This window comes from Aeromonas sp. QDB39, from assembly GCF_027707585.1.
GTDB lineage: Bacteria > Pseudomonadota > Gammaproteobacteria > Enterobacterales > Aeromonadaceae > Aeromonas > Aeromonas hydrophila.
On sequence record NZ_JAPCIV010000046.1, the window covers coordinates 1 to 19,925 of the forward strand.

18 protein-coding genes and 2 pseudogenes are annotated in these 19,925 nt (G+C 60.1%); 11 read left to right on the forward strand and 9 right to left on the reverse strand.

From position 1 onward, the window contains the following. Positions 1–78 precede the first annotated feature (78 nt). The 6 genes and pseudogenes from PG899_RS20770 to PG899_RS20795 form a co-directional block, all read left to right on the forward strand. A pseudogene (locus tag PG899_RS20770) lies at positions 79–1,137 on the forward strand (type VI secretion system Vgr family protein); the annotation flags it as partial. Next, the gene (locus PG899_RS20775) at positions 1,134–1,928 is read left to right on the forward strand and encodes a DUF4123 domain-containing protein (RefSeq protein ID WP_077095288.1); all 795 of its coding nucleotides are present in this window, start codon (positions 1,134–1,136) and stop codon (positions 1,926–1,928) included. The pseudogene PG899_RS20770 and the gene PG899_RS20775, both read left to right, overlap by 4 nt. Continuing rightward, entirely contained in the window at positions 1,928–3,904 is a 1,977-nt protein-coding gene (locus tag PG899_RS20780) for a T6SS phospholipase effector Tle1-like catalytic domain-containing protein (RefSeq protein WP_077095287.1), read from the forward strand. The genes PG899_RS20775 and PG899_RS20780 overlap by 1 nt, the downstream gene beginning before the upstream one ends. Then, positions 3,904–4,608 (forward strand): DUF2931 family protein, encoded by a 705-nt coding sequence (locus PG899_RS20785; protein WP_270697612.1) that lies wholly within the window; start codon positions 3,904–3,906, stop codon positions 4,606–4,608. Before PG899_RS20780 ends, PG899_RS20785 begins: the two co-directional genes overlap by 1 nt. Before the next feature lie 8 nt (positions 4,609–4,616). After that, entirely contained in the window at positions 4,617–5,321 is a 705-nt protein-coding gene (locus PG899_RS20790; protein ID WP_190283710.1) for a DUF2931 family protein, read from the forward strand. A 187-nt stretch (positions 5,322–5,508) separates the two neighbouring features. Further along, a pseudogene (locus PG899_RS20795) lies at positions 5,509–6,211 on the forward strand (DUF2931 family protein). Positions 6,212–6,338: 127 nt separating this feature from the next. Here PG899_RS20795 and PG899_RS20800 read toward each other — a convergent pair. Beyond that, positions 6,339–7,223: a LysR family transcriptional regulator gene (locus PG899_RS20800; protein ID WP_139703293.1), complete on the reverse strand. Its 885-nt coding sequence runs from the start codon at positions 7,221–7,223 to the stop codon at positions 6,339–6,341. 109 nt (positions 7,224–7,332) lie between these two features. Here PG899_RS20800 and budA point away from each other — a divergent pair, with 109 nt between their 5' ends. Continuing rightward, entirely contained in the window at positions 7,333–8,112 is a 780-nt protein-coding gene (gene budA, locus PG899_RS20805) for an acetolactate decarboxylase (protein ID WP_017787776.1), read from the forward strand. Positions 8,113–8,139: 27 nt separating this feature from the next. After that, entirely contained in the window at positions 8,140–9,810 is a 1,671-nt protein-coding gene (gene alsS / locus PG899_RS20810) for an acetolactate synthase AlsS (protein WP_077095283.1), read from the forward strand. 97 nt (positions 9,811–9,907) lie between these two features. Here the strand turns inward: alsS and PG899_RS20815 are convergent, their stop codons facing one another. Beyond that, positions 9,908–10,483 carry a DJ-1 family glyoxalase III gene (locus tag PG899_RS20815; protein ID WP_077095282.1) on the reverse strand — a complete coding sequence of 192 codons (576 nt, stop codon included), beginning with the start codon at positions 10,481–10,483 and terminating at the stop codon, positions 9,908–9,910. A 33-nt stretch (positions 10,484–10,516) separates the two neighbouring features. Continuing rightward, positions 10,517–11,464: a ketopantoate reductase family protein gene (locus PG899_RS20820; RefSeq protein WP_077095281.1), complete on the reverse strand. Its 948-nt coding sequence runs from the start codon at positions 11,462–11,464 to the stop codon at positions 10,517–10,519. Positions 11,465–11,821: 357 nt separating this feature from the next. Between PG899_RS20820 and PG899_RS20825 the strand changes: the two genes are divergently transcribed. Continuing rightward, positions 11,822–12,304, forward strand: coding sequence for a YajQ family cyclic di-GMP-binding protein (locus PG899_RS20825; protein ID WP_016349839.1), 483 nt, complete (start codon positions 11,822–11,824; stop codon positions 12,302–12,304). A 102-nt stretch (positions 12,305–12,406) separates the two neighbouring features. Here the strand turns inward: PG899_RS20825 and PG899_RS20830 are convergent, their stop codons facing one another. The 6 genes from PG899_RS20830 to PG899_RS20855 form a co-directional block, all read right to left on the reverse strand. Then, positions 12,407–13,249, reverse strand: a complete 843-nt coding sequence (locus tag PG899_RS20830) for a nucleoside-specific channel-forming Tsx family protein (protein WP_011705056.1) — start codon at positions 13,247–13,249, stop codon at positions 12,407–12,409. 156 nt (positions 13,250–13,405) lie between these two features. Continuing rightward, positions 13,406–14,785 carry an AmpG family muropeptide MFS transporter gene (locus tag PG899_RS20835; RefSeq protein WP_017408629.1) on the reverse strand — a complete coding sequence of 460 codons (1,380 nt, stop codon included), beginning with the start codon at positions 14,783–14,785 and terminating at the stop codon, positions 13,406–13,408. An 85-nt stretch (positions 14,786–14,870) separates the two neighbouring features. Next, positions 14,871–15,200 carry a hypothetical protein gene (locus tag PG899_RS20840; RefSeq protein ID WP_017408628.1) on the reverse strand — a complete coding sequence of 110 codons (330 nt, stop codon included), beginning with the start codon at positions 15,198–15,200 and terminating at the stop codon, positions 14,871–14,873. Positions 15,201–15,315: 115 nt separating this feature from the next. Further along, positions 15,316–15,867, reverse strand: a complete 552-nt coding sequence (locus tag PG899_RS20845) for a peptidylprolyl isomerase (RefSeq protein WP_077095280.1) — start codon at positions 15,865–15,867, stop codon at positions 15,316–15,318. Positions 15,868–15,882: 15 nt separating this feature from the next. Continuing rightward, positions 15,883–16,455 (reverse strand): YajG family lipoprotein, encoded by a 573-nt coding sequence (locus PG899_RS20850; RefSeq protein ID WP_011705058.1) that lies wholly within the window; start codon positions 16,453–16,455, stop codon positions 15,883–15,885. Between the two features lie 24 nt (positions 16,456–16,479). Next, the gene (locus PG899_RS20855; RefSeq protein WP_077095279.1) at positions 16,480–17,622 is read right to left on the reverse strand and encodes a methyltransferase; all 1,143 of its coding nucleotides are present in this window, start codon (positions 17,620–17,622) and stop codon (positions 16,480–16,482) included. 206 nt (positions 17,623–17,828) lie between these two features. On the opposite strand from PG899_RS20855, the gene PG899_RS20860 reads away from it, so the two are divergent. Together PG899_RS20860 and PG899_RS20865 are read left to right on the forward strand one after the other, a co-directional pair. Beyond that, positions 17,829–18,137: a BolA family protein gene (locus tag PG899_RS20860; RefSeq protein ID WP_011705060.1), complete on the forward strand. Its 309-nt coding sequence runs from the start codon at positions 17,829–17,831 to the stop codon at positions 18,135–18,137. Positions 18,138–18,578: 441 nt separating this feature from the next. Further along, on the forward strand, positions 18,579–19,922 hold the full coding sequence (locus tag PG899_RS20865) for a Na(+)-translocating NADH-quinone reductase subunit A (protein WP_011705061.1): 1,344 nt from the start codon (positions 18,579–18,581) through the stop codon (positions 19,920–19,922). Positions 19,923–19,925 lie beyond the last annotated feature (3 nt).

Sequence of the window (19,925 nt, forward strand, 5' to 3'; positions counted from 1 at the left end):
CGGGGTGACGTGAGCGCGTTAAGGATCAGGGTGTTCACGTTGGCCGGAATGGCTGTTCAACTTCGCCGGAATACGCAACAGGCGCTGGAAGAGGAGGGGGGCAGCGGCCCCACCGTTTATCACAACGAATTTGGGGTGGTGAAAGCCAGCACCACCTGGCGAGCGCGCATCGGCAGCCCGGAGGCCCCTCACAAGCCCATGGTGGATGGCCCGCAAATCGCCATGGTGGTGGGCCCCGACGGGGAGGAGATTTACTGCGACGAGCACGGCCGAGTGAAGCTGCAGTTTCCGTGGGACCGCTACGGCAGCTCCAACGACCAGAGCTCCTGCTGGGTGCGGGTCTCCCAAGGCTGGGCCGGCGGTCAGTACGGCATGATGGCCATCCCGCGCATCGGCCACGAGGTCATCGTGAGCTTTCTGGAGGGGGACCCCGACCAGCCCATCGTGACCGGTCGCACCTACCACGCCACCAACCGGCCGCCGTATGAGCTACCTGCCAACAAGACCCGCACCGTGCTGCGCACCGAGACCCACCAGGGTGAAGGTTTCAACGAGCTGCGCTTTGAAGACCAGGCTGGCAAGGAAGAGATTTACATCCACGGTCAGAAAGACCTGAACCTGCTTATCGAGAACGATGCGGCGTGGCATATCAAGCATGACGAGCATCGGGATATCGACAACGAGCGGGTGACCCGTGTCAAGGCCAATGACCACCTGACGGTGGAGGGTGAGAAGCGCGACCACATCAAGGCGGACTACTCGCTGACGGTGGATGCCAGCCTGCACCAGAAGCTGGGGCAGTCCCTGCTGGTGGAGGCGGGGAGTGAGTTGCACCACAAGGCGGGCATGAAGATCGTGATGGAGGCCGGTGCTGAGCTGACCCTCAAAGTGGGCGGCAGCTTTGTGAAGCTCGACGCTGGTGGTGTTACCCTCAGTGGCGGCTCCATCAAGATGAACTCCGGCGGCAGCCCGGGTTCTGGCTCTGGTTGGGGTGGTAAGGCCCCCATCCAGCCAGGCAATGTCGAGGTGCCAACACCACCACCAGCAACATTACCAGCTCCGGCCATTCACAAGAGCGTGGAGTCTATGGCCCCGCTGGTGAAGCCCTGCCCCTTCGCCCAGGGAGGTAAGGCATGACCTTTCAAGAGTGGTGCAGCCAACATCCCGGCCCACTGTTTGCCATCGTCGATGCTGCGCTCGATACCACCGCCGTGGCGGACTACTGCAACCATGGTGGCGCGAGCGCTATTCCCTTGTTTGCCAGTACGGCGTTTGCGGACCAAGCCGAACAAGGCCCCTGGCTACTGCCCGACCCTGCTCCCGAGTTTATGGCTGCTCACCCGCAACTGGGCGGCGTATATGTCGCGAGCGATGCCTCTGTCGACGTTGTCCAGCAGCACTGGCAAAACCTGATAGAGGTAGCCTTCGAAGGGGAAGTGATGTGGCTGCGCTATGCCGATAATCGGGTCTTTCCCAAGATGCTGGCCACCATGAGCCAGCAGGAACTCGATGATGTCCTGGGGCCCTGCTCAAGCCTGTGGGCCAACGACAGTGTCTGGCAGCGCACGCCGGATACCGAATTTACTCCCCGCCAAGCCCCCTGGTTTCGCATTCAGCCTCACCACCTGACGCCGCTCTATGACGAAAACCGTCACGCCTACATCCTCTCTCGCCACTTCTGGCAACGGATGGAGGAGATGATGGCGCGTCATCCCAATCCGGAAGCCGCCATTACCACCGTCCTCAAGCAGGCCAATCAAGCTGGGCTGACAGGCGACGTCCTGGATGGCGTGGTAGCTGGCGCTCTCACGCTACAGGCAAGCATGGCGCTGGATGCCATCAGAGCGCCGTTGATGCTGACCGACGACGAAATGGCTCAGGTGAATAACTGGCTGAACAAACACCCTGAATTGATAGGAGCCAGCTAATGGCGATTTCTCCCTACTGCATCCCCTGTGAGAAGAACAACTGCTGGATTGAGATAGACGTTCGAGATGAACAGAATCGCTCGTTCAAGGGGCAAAAAGCCACCTTGACCGATGCCAGTGGCACCAGCAAAACCGTGACCCTGAAAGATGGTCCAACCCTGGTACAAGGCTTTGCGGTGGGGCCGGTGACCGTCAAGCTGGAGACCCAACCCTGGCTTAAAGCAGCCCAATCCCGTGAAGCCCTCAAAAAGGGCGAGGCCAGTCAGGTTCCCGCCTACACAGAGAAGTTTTGGGGGCACTGTGGCGTGAAGCGCGAGCATGTCAAAGTGACCACCGGCGACCTCTGCCTCACTGACCCAGAACAGCCGCTACCGGAAGGACACAAAGCCGGGCAGGCCCAGTCGTCGCAGGAAGGACATAAAGCCGGGCAGGCCCAGCCGCAGCGCTTTATCACCAAGCACTCCTACGTGATTGAGGTGAAGGGATATCAGCTCACCACCCTGCGCATCGGGGTGTTTTTTGATGGCACCTCCAACAACACCTTCAATCATGAAAAGGGGAAAAATGCACTGGAGGCGGCACTGGCCAAGTGCAGCCTGCAAGAGCAGGCGGCGTTACTGGAGCAATGCTTTGAGGGAACACTACCGGGTGGCCTCAATAACAGCGAGAAAAACGACGTCACCAATATTGGTAAGGCCAGTGACTTATATTTGCTCAGTGACAAAGCACCATTGTTGAGCATCCCTGTATATGTCGAAGGTATTGGCACAGCCAAAGGGCAGGATGACACCAAGGCTGGGGCGGGGGCCGACAAGGGCGAGACCTCCAGCACCTCGCGGGTTGAGCAGGCGTGCCGCACCCAGATCGTGGCGAAGATAAAAGAACAACTGAGTGAAATTCAGTCCAGTATCGAGTGCATCCACAAGGTCGAGTTCGATGTGTTTGGTTTTAGCCGGGGGGCCTCAGCCGCCCGCCAGTTTGTCAACCGCATCGACCAGAAGGGGGACCACCCCTTGGTGGAGGCGATGACCACTGCCCCCGATATCCCCCTGAAAGCGGGCTTTGACTGGAGCAGCCGCGACGATGTGCGAATCCAGTTTGTCGGGCTGTTTGATACTGTGGTCAGCTCCTATCTGTGGGGCAAACGCAGTGTGACGCTGGCCCCTGACTGCGCCGAGCGGGTGGTGCATATTATCGCGGCCGATGAGTGGCGCTATCACTTTGACCTGACCCGGATTAAGAATATGGCCAGCGACCTGCCCGCCTCCTTTACCGAAGTGATCATCCCCGGTGCTCACTCCGATATTGGCGGTGGTTATTACAGTCGTTGGAGTCTACGTGATCCCAACTACGCGTCCCCCGTCATCAATGAAACCAAGGTGATCGCCACCTTCAAGTCAACCGAATCGCGCTACAGCACGGCAAAAGACTCACATGCATATAGCCAGGCAACCGCCTATGCCAAAATGCGCGCAGCGCAGGGGTGGGCGAAGGGCGTTGAGCTGATCTCCTCCTATAACAACACAACGGTATCGGGCTACCTCAATGTGCGCCCCCAACGACTAGGAACCGTGAGCAAAGATGCGTCAGAGCAGGAAGTGAAGGTAGATGTGGTGCTGCGCCGGGTGGTGGAGGGGGAGTATTCACGCATTCCGCTCCATATGATGGTGGAAGCAGCACGGGATGCCGGTGTACCGTTCGACATATGGGATCCGACAGATAATAGCCTGAGGATGGATAGCGCCCTTTCATACCCCACCTTGAACCTGGCTGCGCTTGATGCACGTTGGGTCGATGCTGCCAAACGGCGCGGAGAGGTGATTGATTTGACTCGCACCCTCTCGCCACAGGAGTATCAAGCTCTGCGGCTCGGTTATTTGCACTACAGCGCAGATACCGGGATGGTCAATAAACCCAATCGGGTTGGCGACCAAGAGGTGCGCCAAGTCACAGACAATCAAAAAGGAGGTTATTAATGCGCAGGATCCTGTTGATGCTACTGTTACCATTCGTCACCGCCTGCCAGGCCGCCCCCTCAGCACCCCACGACCTGGATTGGGGGCATATGGTGGGCACCAATGCTGATCAGATCTGGGTGACAGAGGTGCACTTTTATCGTCAGGGCGAGTTGGTGGATGCCTCAACCAATGGGGCTATCAGGTCAGTTAGTGACCAATCTCTCAAAGGGAAAGATTATCGCTGGAGCATAGGCAAGGGCCGCCGTGATATTCACCCTGCTCCCGATCGGGTTGAGGTGGAATGGGTGTCGTATCACGACAAGAAACGCTATCGCATCAGCCTTGACTTACCCGCCGCGCAGCTGGAAAGGATGATAGCGCAGCGTTACCGGGTCAAAGTAGGCAAGGAGTGGCGCGAAGAGCGCCGCGATAATATTGGGTTGGGCATGGCAACCGGCGGCTATGTCGAGGCGTTTTTGAGAGACCCTCGTGTTACCCCCGATATCCTGCTGGCCAGAGGGATAGCAAAAGAGGTAACGGATGATCGAGATGAGAAACGTTTCCCCATCTCCAGCCAATATGAGAATCGTTGGGCAGACTTTGATGCAAAGTACAACCAAGCCTATCAACAGTATCCAGTTCCCAGTGGTATGGCCTGGGCCCCGATCATGGACGCTTACCGTGCCGCACAGCCCAAAACAGATACTGACCCGGTCCAATGATTACCTCCATGCGCTGGGTTCTCTTATTACTGCTGTTGCCGTTAGTCGCAGCCTGCCAGGCAGCCCCCTCAGCCCCCCACGACTTGGATTGGGGGCATATGGTGGGCACCAATGCTGATCAGATCTGGGTGACAGAGGTGCATTTTTATCGTCAGGGCGAGTTGGTGGATGCCTCAATCAATGGGGCTATCAGGTCAGTTAGCGACCAATCTCTCAAAGGGAAAGATTATCGCTGGAGCATAGGCAAGGGCCGCCGTGATATTCACCCAGCTCCCGATCGGGTTGAGGTGGAATGGGTGTCGTATCACGACAAGAAACGCTATCGCATCAGCCTTGACTTACCCGCCGCGCAGCTGGAAAGGATGATAGCGCAGCGTTACCGGGTAAAAGTAGGCAAGGAGTGGCGCGAAGAGCTCCGCGATAATATTGGGTTGGGCATGGCAACCGGGGGCTATGTCGAGGCGTTTTTGAGAGACCCTCGAGTTACCCCCGATATCTTGCTAGCCCGAGGGATCGCAAAAGAGGTAACGGATGATCCCTATGATCAACGTTTCCCTCTCTCCAGCCAGTTTGAAAACTCTTGGGCTGACTTTGATGCCAACTATCGTCATCTCTATCAACAGCGCCCCGTTCCAAGTGGCATGGCCTGGGCTCCCATCATGGATGCCTATCGAGCAGCGCAACCCAAGACGGATACCGACCCAGTAAGGTAATACCATGGAGCTTGACAGTGTCGGCTAAGGGTACCAAACCAACATCACCAGATATCCTCCCGCGGCAGCTCACGCCAGAGGAGATTGAAACTCTGCGCCAAGATATGCGCTGCCGACACATTGATAATATGAAGGCTGTTGAGACCATGGATCTCTCCCATCTAGAGCAGGATGTACCAACACAGAGATGAAATATATCGTCGCATTGTTGTGGTTCCGCCTGTCATTAGTTGCCTGCGCGGCGCCACAACCTTTGCCTACATTTGATTGGGATTATGGTACAGGCAGTAATATAGATCTTACTAAGAACACCAAGACCGAGTTCTATCTTGGAGGGAAGCAAGTTTATGCCGACCGTTTGGCAGGTGGCGGAGCTGGAGGTCTACTTGCCGATCGAATCAAGGCGAAACGTTACTATTGGGCAGGCGGTGGAGGCCTGCCTACCGACGGTATTCCCATCCCCCGATAAAGCTGTGATTGAGATGGTTTCCTTCCATGATCGCAAGCGCTACCGCATAAAGGTGGACTTGCCTGCCAATCTGGAGCAGCAGATGTGCCAAGTCTACCCTGTTGAGGGTCGTTATGACCGCCGTAGCTGGCTCTATTTTGGCCTAGCGCCAGGCGGCTATTTTGAGGTGTTACTTAAGGGAGATAGGCTAAATGTTACGCCAGATATTCTACTGGCCCGTGGTATCGCCGAAGAGGTAACCGATGATTGGTATGATCAGAAAGTATCGATAGTGCGCCAATATGGTATGGATGATTTTGACAAAAAATATGGTGAGCTATTCAAGCAATACCCAGTTCCTAACGGAATGGCCTGGGCTCCCATCATGGATGCCTACCGTGCTACCCAACCCGTCACCGATCTGAAACCTGTGTCTGAATAGCCACTCGTTTCATCTCAACCGGCGATAAAGGTGAGTTGAATTACTCAGTGGGCCAATATTTTTACGCAGTGCAATACAGCCCTAATGCCCCCATCAGCTTATGCCGATGGGGGTTTTTGTTTGTCTTTCAATGATGGCCAGGGATCAGCCCAATCAGATGCAGCAGGCTTTTCTGGCGGGGATGGCGGCGGGTGGCGAGGCTGATGCGGGTGGTGAGCGGCTCGGTAGCGATGGGGTGATAGCTGACGCCGTGGGGGTGCAGCTCGCTGACCGAGCGCGGGATGATGGCGACCCCGAAACCGGCCTGCACCATGCCGACGGTAGAGATCACCTGCGGGCTCTGGCTGCCGAGGCGGGGGCTGAAGCCAGCCCGCTGGCAGCGTTGGGTGATGGCGTCGTGCAGCCCGGGCCCGAGCTCGCGGGGGAACAGGATGAAGGGATCCTGCGCCAGTGCCTCGATGGGAATGGCACCACTACCGGCCAGCGGATGGTGTGGGGGGAGGGCGATCAGCATCTCCTCCTCGTCGATGAGGTGGTGGGTCAGCGCCGAACTGCTGCTGCAGGGCAGGCGCAGAATGGCGGCATCCAGCTCCTCGCTCACCAGATCGCGCACCAGGTTGGGCATGCTGTTCTCAATGGGGTGCAGGCTGACCTCCGGCCAGGCCTGGCGAAAGTCGTGGATGAGTTGCAACACGCTCGGGTGCAGCACGGTGGAGCCGGCAAAACCTAGGCGCAGTGAACCCAGCTGGCCGCGAGCGATGCGCCTGGCCTTCTGCATGGCCTGCTCGGTCTGCGCCAGTATCCCCTTGGCATCCTGATAGAGGCTCAGCCCCGCCTCGGTCAGCTCCACACTGCGGGTCAGCCGGTGAAACAGCGGCGTGCCCACCTCCTGTTCGAATTTGCGGATCTGCTGGCTGAGCGGCGGCTGGGCCATGCCCAGCGCCTCGGCGGCGCGGGTAAAGCTCTGTTTGTCTGCCACGGCCACCAGGTAGCGCAGGTAACGGAATTCCATATCTGGTACGTCTCGAAGCTGATGGGTTTGGATATTGGTATCAAACTGTGATCTTGGTCACTATTGAATCCTGATTTGCCAACCTAACAGGATTGGAGGTGAAATCCAAATGGAAACCAATTCATCATGTGACTGCGCCATCGAGATCAGCCAGCAGTTTGCTCGCTGGCAGGCTCGCCAGGGGGGCGGCGAGGTCTACCAGAGTTCCCTGATGAGCGCCCTGCTGGCAGGGGTTTACGAGGGGGAGACCACCATGGCCGACCTGCTGCGCCACGGTGACTTTGGCCTCGGGACCTTCAACCGGCTCGACGGCGAGCTGATTGCCTTCGAGCGCCAGATCCACCAGCTCAAGGCTGACGGCTCGGCCCGTCCGGCCAGGGCCGAGCAGAAGACCCCGTTTGCGGTGATGACCCACTTTCGCCCCTGCCTGCAGCGCCGCTTCGATCACCCCCTGAGCCGCGAGGAGATCCACCAGTGGGTGGATCGGTTGGTGGGCACCGACAACGTCTTCGTCGCCTTTCGGCTCGACGGCCTGTTCGAGCAGGCGCAGGTGCGCACCGTCCCCTGTCAGAGCCCCCCCTACAAGCCCATGCTGGAGGCCATCGAGGCTCAGCCGCTGTTCTCGTTCAGCCAGCGCCGCGGCACCCTGGTGGGCTTTCGTTGCCCGCCCTTCGTGCAGGGGATCAACGTGGCCGGCTATCACGAGCACTTCATCACCGAGGATCGTCGGGGCGGTGGCCACATCCTCGACTACGCCATGGGCCACGGCCAGCTGCAGCTGTCGGTGGTGCAACACCTCAACATCGAGCTGCCCCGCAATCCGGCCTTTCAGCAGGCCGACCTCAATCCCGCCGATCTGGACCGCGCCATCCGCGCCGCAGAAGGCTGAGCCCTTCGCTTAACAAGGAGTGACATCATGGAAAATCAACACTGGGCCTGTGGGGCCGAACTGGTGGTGCGCCATCTGGAGGCGCAAGGGGTCAAACAGGTATTCGGCATTCCCGGGGCCAAGATCGACAGGGTATTCGATGCGCTGGAGGACTCCCCCATCGAGACCATAGTGGTGCGCCACGAGGCGAATGCCGCCTTCATGGCCGCCGCCGTCGGCCGGCTGACCGGCAAGGCCGGGGTGGCGCTGGTAACCTCGGGGCCGGGTTGTGCCAATCTCATCACCGGTCTTGCCACCGCCACCTCGGAAGGGGATGCCATGGTGGCGCTGGGCGGTGCCGTGCGGCGGGCCGACGGCCTCAAGCTGACCCACCAGAGCCTGGATACCGTCAGCCTGTGCCGGCCGGTCACCAAGTTCAGTGCCCAGGTGGGCACAGGCTCCGCCCTCTCCGAGGTGATGGCCAACGCCTTTCGCAGCGCCGAGCTGGGGCGGCCCGGGGCGGCCTTCGTCAGCCTGCCGATGGACATCATCAACGAGCCGGCCAATGGTGCCATTCTGGTGCCTAGCGCCATCCCCGAGCCGGGGGCGGCCGACGAGCGCGGCATCGATCGGGCGCTGAGCTTGCTGGCGCAGGCTCGCAAACCGGTGGTGCTGCTCGGCCTGCTGGCCAGCCGGCCGGAGAACTCCCTCGCGGTGCGCGCCTTCCTCGACAAGAGCCGGTTGCCGGTGACGGGGACCTATCAGGCGGCCGGGGTGGTGGATACCCACCATTTCGACGATTTTGCCGGGCGGGTGGGGCTGTTCAACAACCAGCCGGGGGACAAGCTGCTGCAGGATGCGGATCTGGTGGTCTGCATCGGCTACAGCCCCATCGAATACGACCCCGTGCTGTGGAACGGCACCGGTGAGCGCCAGCTGCTGCACATCGATGCGCTGCCGGCGGAGATCGACAGCAGCTACTGCGCGGCGGTGGAGCTGGTGGGCTCCATCAGCGCCAACCTGGCGCGGCTGACCCGGATGCTGCACCAGCCGCTGGCGCGGGATCCGGCCATTACCGCGCTGCTCGGCGAGATCCGTGCCCAGCGCCATCAGCTCGCCGAACATGCCGGCCGGCTGGGGGGCACCCCCATTCATCCGCTGCGTATCGTCAAGGAGCTGCAGGACATCATCGGGCAGGACATGACCCTGTGCGTGGACATGGGCAGCTTTCACATCTGGATTGCCCGCTATCTGTACAGTTTCCGGGCCCGCCAGGTGCTCATCTCCAACGGCCAGCAGACCATGGGGGTGGCGCTGCCCTGGGCCATCGGGGCCGCCATGGTACGCCCGGGAGAGAAGATCATCTCGGTGTCTGGCGACGGCAGCTTCATGCAGTCGAGCATGGAGCTGGAGACCGCGGTGCGGCTCAAGTCCAACATAGTGCACATCATCTGGGTCGATAACGGCTACAACATGGTGGCGATGCAGGAGGAGAAAAAGTACTGCCGCAGCTCCGGGGTGAGTTTCGGCCCCATCAACTTCAAGGCCTATGCCGAGTCGTTTGGGGCAGCCGGGTTTGCCGTCACCTGCGCCGAGGATCTGCGACCCACCTTGCGCGCCGCCATGGCGGTGAGCGGGCCGGCGGTGGTGGCCATTCCGGTGGATTACAGCGACAACCACCTGCTGATGGAGCAGCTTAGACCCGAAATGCTCAGTTGAGCCGGATCTGAGGCGAGCTGCGAAGCGGCCCGCCCAACGCAGAGCGCCCCTTGCCAATCGGCAAGGGGCGCTCTGTCATTGCGAAAGGAAGAGTCACTCAGGGCATGAGCGAGGGGGGCAACACCATGGGGCCGGCCACTGCACGGGCGGCTTCGTCACCGCGCAGTATCCGCACCAGCGCGAGGGCGAACTCGATGGCGGTGCCCGGCCCCTGGCTGGTGATCAGGCGATGGGCCTGATCGGTCACCACCCGCGCCGTGCTGAGCTGTGCCGCAGGCAGGTGGGCCTGAAAACCGGGATGGCAGGTGGCACTGGCATCCCCCAGCAGAGCATGGTGCTGCAGCACCACGGCGGGAGCGGCGCAGATGGCTGCTCGCCAGCGCTGCGCTGCCGCCTGCGCCTTGAGCAGGGCAATGGCGCGCGGCGTATCACGGATAACCTCGCTGCCGGGCAGGCCGCCCGGCACGACGATGGCCTCGAACACCTGGTCAGCCAGCTCGTCGAGGTGGCAATCCGCCACCAGCTGCACGCCACGGGAGGCGCGGATCTGGCGCTGCCCGGCCGGACAGCAGGAGGCGAGCACCACCTCGATGTCCCCGCGCACCAGGGTATCGACGATGGCGACCGTCTCGATCTCTTCCGACCCGGGGGCCACCAGTACCAGTACGCTCATCCTTTGCTCCTTGCGTTGGCGAGCCCGCCGGGCTCACTGCTTCTCTTTGATGGCCTGATAGAGACCCTGATTGACCGGCACCGCGATGCCGTGGCTGGCAGCCCGGGCCAGCAGGAAGCCGGTGATGGCCTCGATCTCGGTCTCGCGCCCCAGTTCCATGTCCTGATACATGGAAGAGTAATTGTCGGCGGTGAGCTCCACCACCGTCATGACCCGGCGCAGCAGTTCGTCGCTGCCGGTGGGCTGGCCTTCGGCCTGCATCACGTCCGCCACTTCCACGCAGATCTGCTGCAGGGCATCGGCAAAGCGCGGGCCGGCCAGCTCGCCATTCTTGAGCTTGTAGAGCGCGGTGAGCGGGTTGATGGCGCAGTTGACCGCCAGCTTCTGCCACTGGCGCGCCTGGATCTGTTCATCCCAGCCGGCCTGACCGAGGGCGGCCGCCAGATCGTCCGCCAGGGCGGCGTGGGCTCTGGCCGCCTCGTTGACCGGGCCGAGCCAGGTTTCGCCCTTGCCGGTGTGGCGGAACACGAAGTGGCCGCTCTGCATGGCGCCATGGCTGGTGACGCCGGCGATGACCGGATTGTGCGGGAACAGGGTGACCACCTGCTCGGCGATCCCCATGCCGTTGTGCAGCAGCACGATGGGCACGTCGGTCGCCAGCTGGCCCACCAGCGGCGTCAGCGCCTCGATGACCTGGCCGGCCTTGGTCATCACCAGCAGCCGTTTGACTTGGCCGGGCTGGCTGATGAAACCGCGCTCGATGTTGATGAGCTGGGTGTGGCCCTCCAGCGAGGTGAAGTCGATGCCAGGATGCAGGGTGGAGCGGTGGCGCTCGCGCAGCAAGACGCGAGTGGCCTGGCCGCTTTGAGTCAACAGGGAGGCGAAGACGCCGCCCAGGGCGCCGCAGCCCAGCAGTGTCCATTGGGGGGAGGAGGTGTGTCGACTTTGTGTCAGGTTGTAATCGCGTGATCCGCTTGGCATGGAGAGACTCAATCAAGGTAGGGGCTGCATTCCAGTCAACCGCCTGCCGGGGATAAGTGAAGATGTCGCCTGGCGGACACCAGAAACGAGTTCATGATCTTGCTGCGAGGTCGTGATCAAGGCTTGTATGAGACTTGCTTATAGGAAACCGGCAGCTGGTGTATTCATATACACGCCGGCTCCTGCGCAGCGCCTTACCTTGCGGACGACCTCTCGCGGCAGATCCTGAACAGGTTCTAACGGGTCTCGCCATTCCTGTGCGCAGGGGATTCTAGCAGAGCAGCCCCATCGAAATCAGCAAATTTGCCGTAATTCTGGTAGATTTGCCCCCTTATAGCGCAACATGAGGAGCCCACTATGCCGTCATTCGATATTGTCTCTGAAGTCAAAATGAACGAGGTGTTGAACGCCGTCGACAACGCCAATCGTGAACTGGCGACCCGTTTCGATTTTCGTGGTGTCGAAGCCAGCTTCGAATTGAACAAGGAAGAGGTCAAGCTGGAGGCCGATGCCGATTTCCAGCTCAAGCAGATGGTCGAGATCCTGCGCGCTGCCCTGCTCAAGCGCAACATCGAGAACAGCTCCATGGACGTGGGTGACAGCGTTCACTCCGGCAAGCGCTTCCACCTGACCGTGAAGTTCAAGCAGGGGATCGACAAAGAGATCGCCAAGAAGCTGGTGAAGCTGATCAAGGATTCCAAGATCAAGGTGCAGGCCGCCATTCAGGGTGACGAAGTGCGCGTCACTGGCAAGAAGCGTGACGATCTGCAGGAGACCATGGCCCTGGTGCGCGGCGCCGAGCTGGGTCAGCCGATGCAGTTCCAGAATTTCCGCGACTGATGATGGCCGGGGGAGGGTGCGGCTCTCCCCTGTTGCCGGCAGCAAGCCATAAAAAAACCGGAGCAGCTGCTCCGGTTTTTTGTATCCCTGATACCTGTTCTATTAGAACTTGTAGGTAACGGAGAAGTAGTGGCTGAAGCCAGAGCTCTTCCACGGGGTACCGTCGTAGGCAGTGGAGCCATCTTTGGTGCCGTAGGCATCCATGAAGTACTTCAGGCCGTAACCGACGGCGTAGCGATCGGAGTGCCAGTAGATACCGTGGAAGGTAGCCAGGTTGTCGCTGGTACGGTCAGCACGGTTGTGGGTGTCCAGATCGAAGGCGTAGTCCAGGTAGCCCTGGTAGGAGACGAAGCTGCCGTTGCTGAAGGTGTAGAAAGGCTTGAACCAGTTCATGGCGAACCAGTAACCGTTCCACTCACCCTCTTCTTCGGTGAAGAACTGGTTTTCGGTGGCGTGACGAGCATACAGGTTCATGCCCACTTTGCCGAACCAAGGCACTTGTACATCAGCACCCAGACCGATCATGTTCTCCATCTGGTTGTCGCCGATGTTGTTCAGGGAGGCGATGTAGACCTCTTGCACCGGACCAAAGGAGAGATCTTTACCAGTCAGCGCATCCAGAGACATACGCGGCGCAAACTTCATGAACAGGTTCTGACCCTTGTGCTTGTCGCTGTGACGGGAGTCGAAGATATCGAAGACGTCGACGTAACCGTACAGGTCAAACAGGCCGGAGCGACCACCGAATTCCATTTCGAAGTAGGTGTCGTTGTAATCTTCAGCACCGGTGGTGAAAGGACGTTGGTCGATGGTGTGCATAACGTTGAACTGCATCCACTTGTAGTCATTCTTGTGGATGTCACCGCTGTAGTCAGCAGCGAAGGCCGGGGTAGCGGCTGCAGCCAGCAGACCGGCAGCGATCAGAGTCTTGGTAAATTTGGCCATTTTATTGGTCTCTTGTGCGTTAGTTGAGGTTTTCCGTAGCCTGCCCACAAGGAGCGGAAGGGATTCTAGCCAAATAAATTCATCGGAGAAACCAGCACTGGGGAACTTTATTCGGAAGTGTGAATCTAATCACCCCCAATTTTACGCAAACGCTTGCTATTTATCCGATTGAGATAGCAAGGATCTTCCTCGTTTGGCAACCAGCACGATCAGGATCAGCACCGGAATACCGAGCAGGCTGGTGCTGATGAAGAAGCTGCTGTAGCCGAACTGTTCGACGAAACGGCCGGAAAAACCCGCCAGCAGCTTGGGCAGCAGCAGCATCACCGAGCTGAACAGGGCGTACTGGGTGGCGGAGAAGGCCACGTTGGTCAGGCTCGACAGATAGGTCACGAAGGCGGCCGTGGCAATACCGGCGCTGAGGTTGTCCAGCGAGATGATCAGGGTCAGCAGCTCCAGGTTGTGGCCCACCTCGTTGAGCAGGGCGAATAGCAGGTTGGTGCTGGCGGTGAGCAGGGCGCCGAGGAACAGAATGCGCAGGGTGCCAAAGCGCATCACCAGCACACCGCCCAATGCGGCCCCCACCAGAGTCATGATGACCCCGTACACCTTGGTGATGGTGGCTACCTCGGTCTTGCTGAACTGCATGTCCACGTAGAAGCTGTTGGACATCACCCCCATCACCACGTCCGAGATGCGATAACAGGCGATGAGCCCGAGGATCAGCAGGGCCGAGCCGCCGTAACGGCGGAAGAAGTCGGCAAACGGGCACCAGATGGCTTCGTGGCTCCAGGCGCCGAGCCCGGCCAGCGAAGCGGGCCAGCCACGGGCGAGCAACAAGGCCTTGTGGGCCGCCTGCTGCTCATTCTGGCTGGCAAGGTCGATCACCGGTTCATGACAACAGAGGGTGGTGATGACGCCGAGGGACATCAATCCCGCCATCAGCAGATAGGTGAGTCGCCAGCCGTTGTAGTCATAACCGCTGTTGCTGCCGAGCCAGGCGGCCAGCGCCAGTGCGCCGGCGCCGGCCATGATCATCGCCAGCCGGTAACCGGTCATGTAGGAGGCCGCCATGGCCGCCTGCAGCCGCTCGGGGGCCGACTCGATGCGATAGGCGTCGATGACGATGTCCTGGGTGGCGGAGGCAAACGCCACCAGCAGGGCGAACAGGGCTAGCTGGGCGAGCTGGGTCTTGGGATCGCAGAAGGCCATGCCCACCAGCGAGGCGGCGATCAGCAGCTGGGAGAACAGCATCCAGCTGCGGCGCCGGCCCAGCCAGCGAGAGAGCAGCGGGAGCGGCAGCCGATCCACCAGTGGTGACCACAGCCACTTGAAGCCGTAGGCCAGCGCCACCCAGCTCATATAGCCGATGTCGGTCAGGCTGACATCCGCTTCGCGCAGCCAGAACGACAGGGTGCCGAACACCAGCAGCAGCGGCAGGCCGGAAGAGAATCCCATGGCAAACAGGATGAGAACCCGAGTCTCAAGGTAGACGGCGAGCGAGTCTCGCCAGCTCGGTGTACGGACAGTGTTCAAATACCTGACTCCTCTGGGAAAATTGCGCCATTTTGTCAGGTTCGAGAGGGATAGCCAAGGCAAGCCGGGGGTGGCGTTGCGCGATTCAGGGGCGCAGGCCGATGCAGTGGCGCGGCAGCGGCCCGTCCGTGGTCAGGTAATTGGCGCACTCCATCAGCTGCAGGCGCAGCCAGACGTCGGCGATGATCTGCTGTTCATCCCATTGATGCAGGCTGTGCAGCAGGTGCCAGAATACCCCCTCCTGCTCGGAGGCCGGAGTCTTGTCGGCGGGAACCTGGGGCAGATCCTGCCAGTGGGACAACAGCTGCCAGCTCAGATCTTCCAGCTGTTGATAGGGGATCTCTCGTGCCAGAAAGTGACGAACCGTCTGGGCCAGCGGGATGGCGTGCTGGGCGATGTAATCATTGCAGGTCACCGGAACCTCCTTCTCCTCTTGTGGGCCTAGTCCCGAACAGCGGGGCAAGGCCAGAGTATAGAAAGGGGCGCCGGCGACCCAGCGCGCGGGGTGGCGGAATGTGATCTGCTCCGCGTTATTTGTCTGCCAGCAGCACCACTTTCTTGAGGATGATGGGGCTGGTGGGCACGTCATTGGCACGCAGGATCGGGCTGTAACCGGTCTGCACCTGGGCCAGCTTGTCCAGCACCTCCATGCCCTGCACCACCTGGCCAAACACGGTATAACCGGCGCCGGCATTGGCGTTGAGGTTGTTGTTGTCAACCAGGTTGAAGTAGAACTGGCGAGTGGCACTGTCGACCGCCTGGGTGCGGGCCATGGCGATGCTGCCGCGCTTGTTGGGCAGGCCGCCCTTGGACTCGTTGACCACGGGATCGAAGGTCGGCAGTTGCTGGAACTGCTGGTTGTAGCCGCCCCCCTGCACCACGAAGTCCTGGATCACCCGGTGGAAGATGCTGCCGTCATAGCTGCCATCCGCCACGTAGCGCAGGAAGTTCTTCACCGTCTGCGGCGCCTGTTTGGACGCCAGTTCCACCACGATATTGCCGTGGTTGGTCTCCATCCTGACCTTGGGGCCGGCGAATGCCAGCGGGGAGATCAGCATGGCCAGTAACCAGAGTTTTTTCATCTATCCGCTCCTCGCTCAGCTCGGCTGACCCTTGAGATACCCGCGCAGGGCGTTGTCCGCCATGATCTGCTGCAGCAGGCTGCCCAGCTGCTGGTTCAGGATGGATTCCAGCTCGGCCATGCTCGGCTCACCCGGGCCTTCCTTGCTGGAGGACATGTTGAACTGCTTGGTCAGCTTGCTGCCCTGGAAATCGGCGATCACCTGCAGGCTGACGCGGGACTTGGTGACATAGGTGAAGGTCTTCTCTTCCACCGTGACCGCAGCGCTGGAGATGGCCAGGGTCAGGTTGGTGGTACCGCTGTTGCCCACTTCCAGCCCCTGGCTGCGCAGCCCTTCCGCCAGCTTTTCGGCCAGCAGGTTGTTGAGCGGCTGTTCGCTGTTGACCAGCACGGCGGCCTTCTCTTTCTTCTTGATGGAGAAAACGTAGGCGGCTTCACGCTTGTCCACCCCTTCCAGGGTGATGCGGTTGCCGGAGTAGTACTGCTGATTGGAGGGGATCACCTGCGGGTTAAGCAGGGCGGTCTCCGGCCAGTGAGTCGCACAACCACCCAGCATCAGGGCGGCCAGCAGCAAGAGTGACTTTTTCATCATGGGTTTCCTTTAGCTTTCTGTTTAGCGTTTGATGGCTTTCAAAATAACGAATTTGCTGTTCGACGCAACGACTTGTGCGTTGGCAAACAGGCGCTTGAGCTTGTTGTGATAATCCAGGTGACGGTTGCCTACTATCCAGAGTTCGCCGCCCTTGGGCAACACCCGATGGGCATCGCTGAACATCTGCCAGGCGATATGGTCGGTGATCGCCTGCAACTGGTGGAACGGCGGGTTGCAGAGGATCCGGTCCACCGAGCCGACCGCCACGCCGTCGAGACAGTTGTTGACCAGGAAGTGGGCGCGGGGCAGGGCAGCCGGCAGATTGTGTTCGACGTTGAGCTGGGCCGAGGCGACCGCCATGTGGGACTCGTCGATGAAGGTCACCTCCACCTCGGCGTCCCGTGCCAGCAGGGAGAGCCCCAGCACGCCGTTGCCGCAACCCAGATCGATCACCTTGCGGGCACTGTGGATCGGCAGGTTGTCGAGCATGAAGCGGGCACCGATGTCCAGACTGGTGCGTGAAAACACGTTGGCGTGGTTGTGGATGAGCATGTCGGTGCCCTCCAGCGGCCAGATCGTGGGAAAGGGATTGGCCAGCGCGGGCCGTTCGGCAGGCGTAGCGGCCGGGGTGCAGTGGATGAGGCGGGCCTTCTTCCAGGCCAGCGAGGTGCGGGTCGGCCCCAGGTATTTTTCAAACAGCGCCAGAGTGGAGCTGTGGATGTCTTTGGCTTTGCCGGCGGCGATGACGCGGGTGGCGGGGGTGGCCACCTGGCGCAGGGCCAGCAGTTGTTGCTCCAGCAGCGCCTGATATTTGGAGACCTTGATCACTACCAGTGCGGGGGTATCGGGCAGGGAGGCCAGTGCATCCTGCAGGCGGATGGCATGGGGATCCAGGCCGTTCTCGGCCAGATTGGCCAGGGTGGCTCGTTCGCTGATATGGGAGTCGGTCACGCTGACGGGAGCATGGCCGTGCAGGTAGGCAGCCAGGGCGCCGAAGCCGTCATTCATGATGATGACCGGGCCGTCGCGCTCGAGAGGCTCCTCGGCCAGGGTGTTGATCAGGTACTCGTCTGCGGCGTCCCAGGCCTGCAACGGATCCTGGAGCTGGCGTGGATAGCGATACAGGGTCAGGCGACAATGGGCCGTGTCGAGAAGGGTTTGCATAGGCGAAGTGTCCAGCTGATTCATGTAACGGGCGCCGACGGGGCGCAAAGTGGCGCTATTCTAGCGGGGGCGGAGAATTTCACCAGTCCCGGCCGCCACGGCAGCGGGGGAAAAGCGTGTCATTTTCCCGTTCTGGACGATTTCGTCATCCGGCCAACCCTGGCTACAATGGCCGGACATCCATTTTGGGAGTTTTGCTCGTGACCATGCAACAACAGATCGAGGCCAAGCTGGCCGCCGCCTTGTCCCCCAGCCATCTGGAAGTGATCAACGAAAGCTACATGCACCGGGTGGCACCGGGCTCCGAGAGCCACTTCAAGGTGGTGGTGGTGAGCCAGGCGTTTGAAGGACAGCGGCTGCTGGGGCGTCATCGTCAGGTCAACGGAGTGCTGGCTGAAGAGTTGGCGGGAGCCATTCATGCATTGGCGCTGCATACCTATACCGAGCAGGAGTGGCAACAGCGGGAACAGGCACCAACCACCCCCAGCTGCGTCAGCAAAAACGGTCTCTCCTAAGGCTATTGACGAATTGATTACTCAATCTGCGACTAGTTAACAATTCATAAACGTTTTCCGGTGGCGTCCCTGGCTGTGGAACGGGACGCCAACCTCCCGCCCTGACATCAAGATTTCTAATCCTTTTTTGAACATAAAAACCATTACCCATTTTTGGGTAATAATGGCTAACTCGAAGCCGCGCCTGAGGTTTCGTGAAAAAAAGCCGCGTGATTAAATTTCGATGATTTTGTGATAGAGCGGGGATTTTCCCCATTTTGCATGGCAGGCAACTCGCCATAAGTGGTAAACTCAGGCGCTTTTGAATGACCCTGTATGTTGCTGATTTGTTTATTTCTTCGACATCATCCCGCAACATCAACGGGCTCATTCAACAACTCGTCGTGATGTATTTCTCGGCGCTAACCAACCTGTCTTCCCTTAACGGTAGTGCAAGTGAGTATGATTACAATTAAAAGAGGACTGGACATCCCCGTGCTGGGTGCTCCGGAGCAAGTAATCTACGATGGCCCGGCCATCACCCGTGTTGCTACACTCGGCGAAGAGTTCGTGGGGATGCGTCCTACTATGTTTGTCAAAGTAGGTGATCGCGTCATTAAAGGTCAGGAGCTCTTCGAAGATAAGAAGAATCCCGGCGTTAAATTCACGGCCCCCGCCACCGGTGTGGTTTCAGAGATCAACCGGGGTGCCAAGCGCATTCTGCAATCCGTTGTCATCGATATCGATGGGTCCGACGAGCAGGTGACCTTCGAGCACTTTGCGTCTGCCGAGCTGGCCAAGCTCGAGCGCAGCAAGGTGCAGGAGATCCTGGTCGCGTCCGGCCAATGGACCGCGTTGCGTACCCGCCCGTTCAGCAAGGTGCCGGCCGTGGGTTCCACCCCTCGCGCCATCTTCGTCACCGCCATGGACACCAACCCGCTGGCTGCCAGTGCGGAGCTGATCATCAAGGAACAGGCCCAGGCTTTCCTCGACGGTCTGGCCGTGCTGACTCGTCTGACCGATGGCACCGTCTACGTCTGCAAGGGCGAGGCGAGCCTGCCGCACGCTTCCCTGGCGCAAGTCAAGGAAGAGGTGTTCGTCGGCCCGCACCCTGCCGGTCTGCCCGGTACCCACATCCACTTCCTGGACCCGGTCGGTGCCAAGAAGGTGCAGTGGCACATCAACTATCAGGATGTGATCGCCTACGGCAAGCTGTTCACCACCGGTCAGATCTTTACCGACAAGGTGATCGCGCTGGCCGGCCCGAACGTGGTCAAGCCGCGTCTGCTGCGCACCCGCATGGGCGCCTGCATCAGCCAGTTGACCAACAACGAGCTGCGTGCGGACGAGAATCGCATCATCTCCGGTTCCCTGCTGAGCGGTGCCAAGGCCGAAGGGGTACATGACTACCTGGGTCGCTACCACAATCAGGTCAGCGTACTGGGTGAAGGTCGCGAGAAAGAGTTCCTGGGTTGGGTCAATCCCAGCGCCAGCAAGTTCTCCATCACCCGTACCACCCTCTCTCACCTGATGAAGGGCAAACTCATCAACTTCACTACCACCACCAACGGTAGTGATCGCTCCATGGTGCCTATCGGCAACTACGAGCGCGTGATGCCGCTCGACATCCTGCCGACCCTGCTGCTGCGGGATCTGGTCTCCGGCGACACCGACAATGCGCAAGCACTCGGCTGTCTGGAGCTGGATGAGGAAGATCTGGCGCTCTGTACCTTCGTCTGCCCCGGCAAGACCGAGTACGGCCCAGTCTTGCGTGAGTGCCTGACCAAGATCGAACTGGAAGGTTAAGCG

Coding starts and splice junctions, on each gene's coding strand:
- PG899_RS20775 (WP_077095288.1), top strand. CDS start 1,134: ATGACCTTTCAAGAGTGGTGCAGCCAACATCCCGGCCCACTGTTTGCC.
- PG899_RS20780 (WP_077095287.1), top strand. CDS start 1,928: ATGGCGATTTCTCCCTACTGCATCCCCTGTGAGAAGAACAACTGCTGG.
- PG899_RS20785 (WP_270697612.1), top strand. CDS start 3,904: ATGCGCAGGATCCTGTTGATGCTACTGTTACCATTCGTCACCGCCTGC.
- PG899_RS20790 (WP_190283710.1), top strand. CDS start 4,617: ATGCGCTGGGTTCTCTTATTACTGCTGTTGCCGTTAGTCGCAGCCTGC.
- PG899_RS20800 (WP_139703293.1), bottom strand. CDS start 7,223: ATGGAATTCCGTTACCTGCGCTACCTGGTGGCCGTGGCAGACAAACAG.
- budA (WP_017787776.1), top strand. CDS start 7,333: ATGGAAACCAATTCATCATGTGACTGCGCCATCGAGATCAGCCAGCAG.
- alsS (WP_077095283.1), top strand. CDS start 8,140: ATGGAAAATCAACACTGGGCCTGTGGGGCCGAACTGGTGGTGCGCCAT.
- PG899_RS20815 (WP_077095282.1), bottom strand. CDS start 10,483: ATGAGCGTACTGGTACTGGTGGCCCCCGGGTCGGAAGAGATCGAGACG.
- PG899_RS20820 (WP_077095281.1), bottom strand. CDS start 11,464: ATGCCAAGCGGATCACGCGATTACAACCTGACACAAAGTCGACACACC.
- PG899_RS20825 (WP_016349839.1), top strand. CDS start 11,822: ATGCCGTCATTCGATATTGTCTCTGAAGTCAAAATGAACGAGGTGTTG.
- PG899_RS20830 (WP_011705056.1), bottom strand. CDS start 13,249: ATGGCCAAATTTACCAAGACTCTGATCGCTGCCGGTCTGCTGGCTGCA.
- PG899_RS20845 (WP_077095280.1), bottom strand. CDS start 15,867: ATGAAAAAACTCTGGTTACTGGCCATGCTGATCTCCCCGCTGGCATTC.
- PG899_RS20850 (WP_011705058.1), bottom strand. CDS start 16,455: ATGAAAAAGTCACTCTTGCTGCTGGCCGCCCTGATGCTGGGTGGTTGT.
- PG899_RS20855 (WP_077095279.1), bottom strand. CDS start 17,622: ATGCAAACCCTTCTCGACACGGCCCATTGTCGCCTGACCCTGTATCGC.
- PG899_RS20860 (WP_011705060.1), top strand. CDS start 17,829: ATGCAACAACAGATCGAGGCCAAGCTGGCCGCCGCCTTGTCCCCCAGC.
- PG899_RS20865 (WP_011705061.1), top strand. CDS start 18,579: ATGATTACAATTAAAAGAGGACTGGACATCCCCGTGCTGGGTGCTCCG.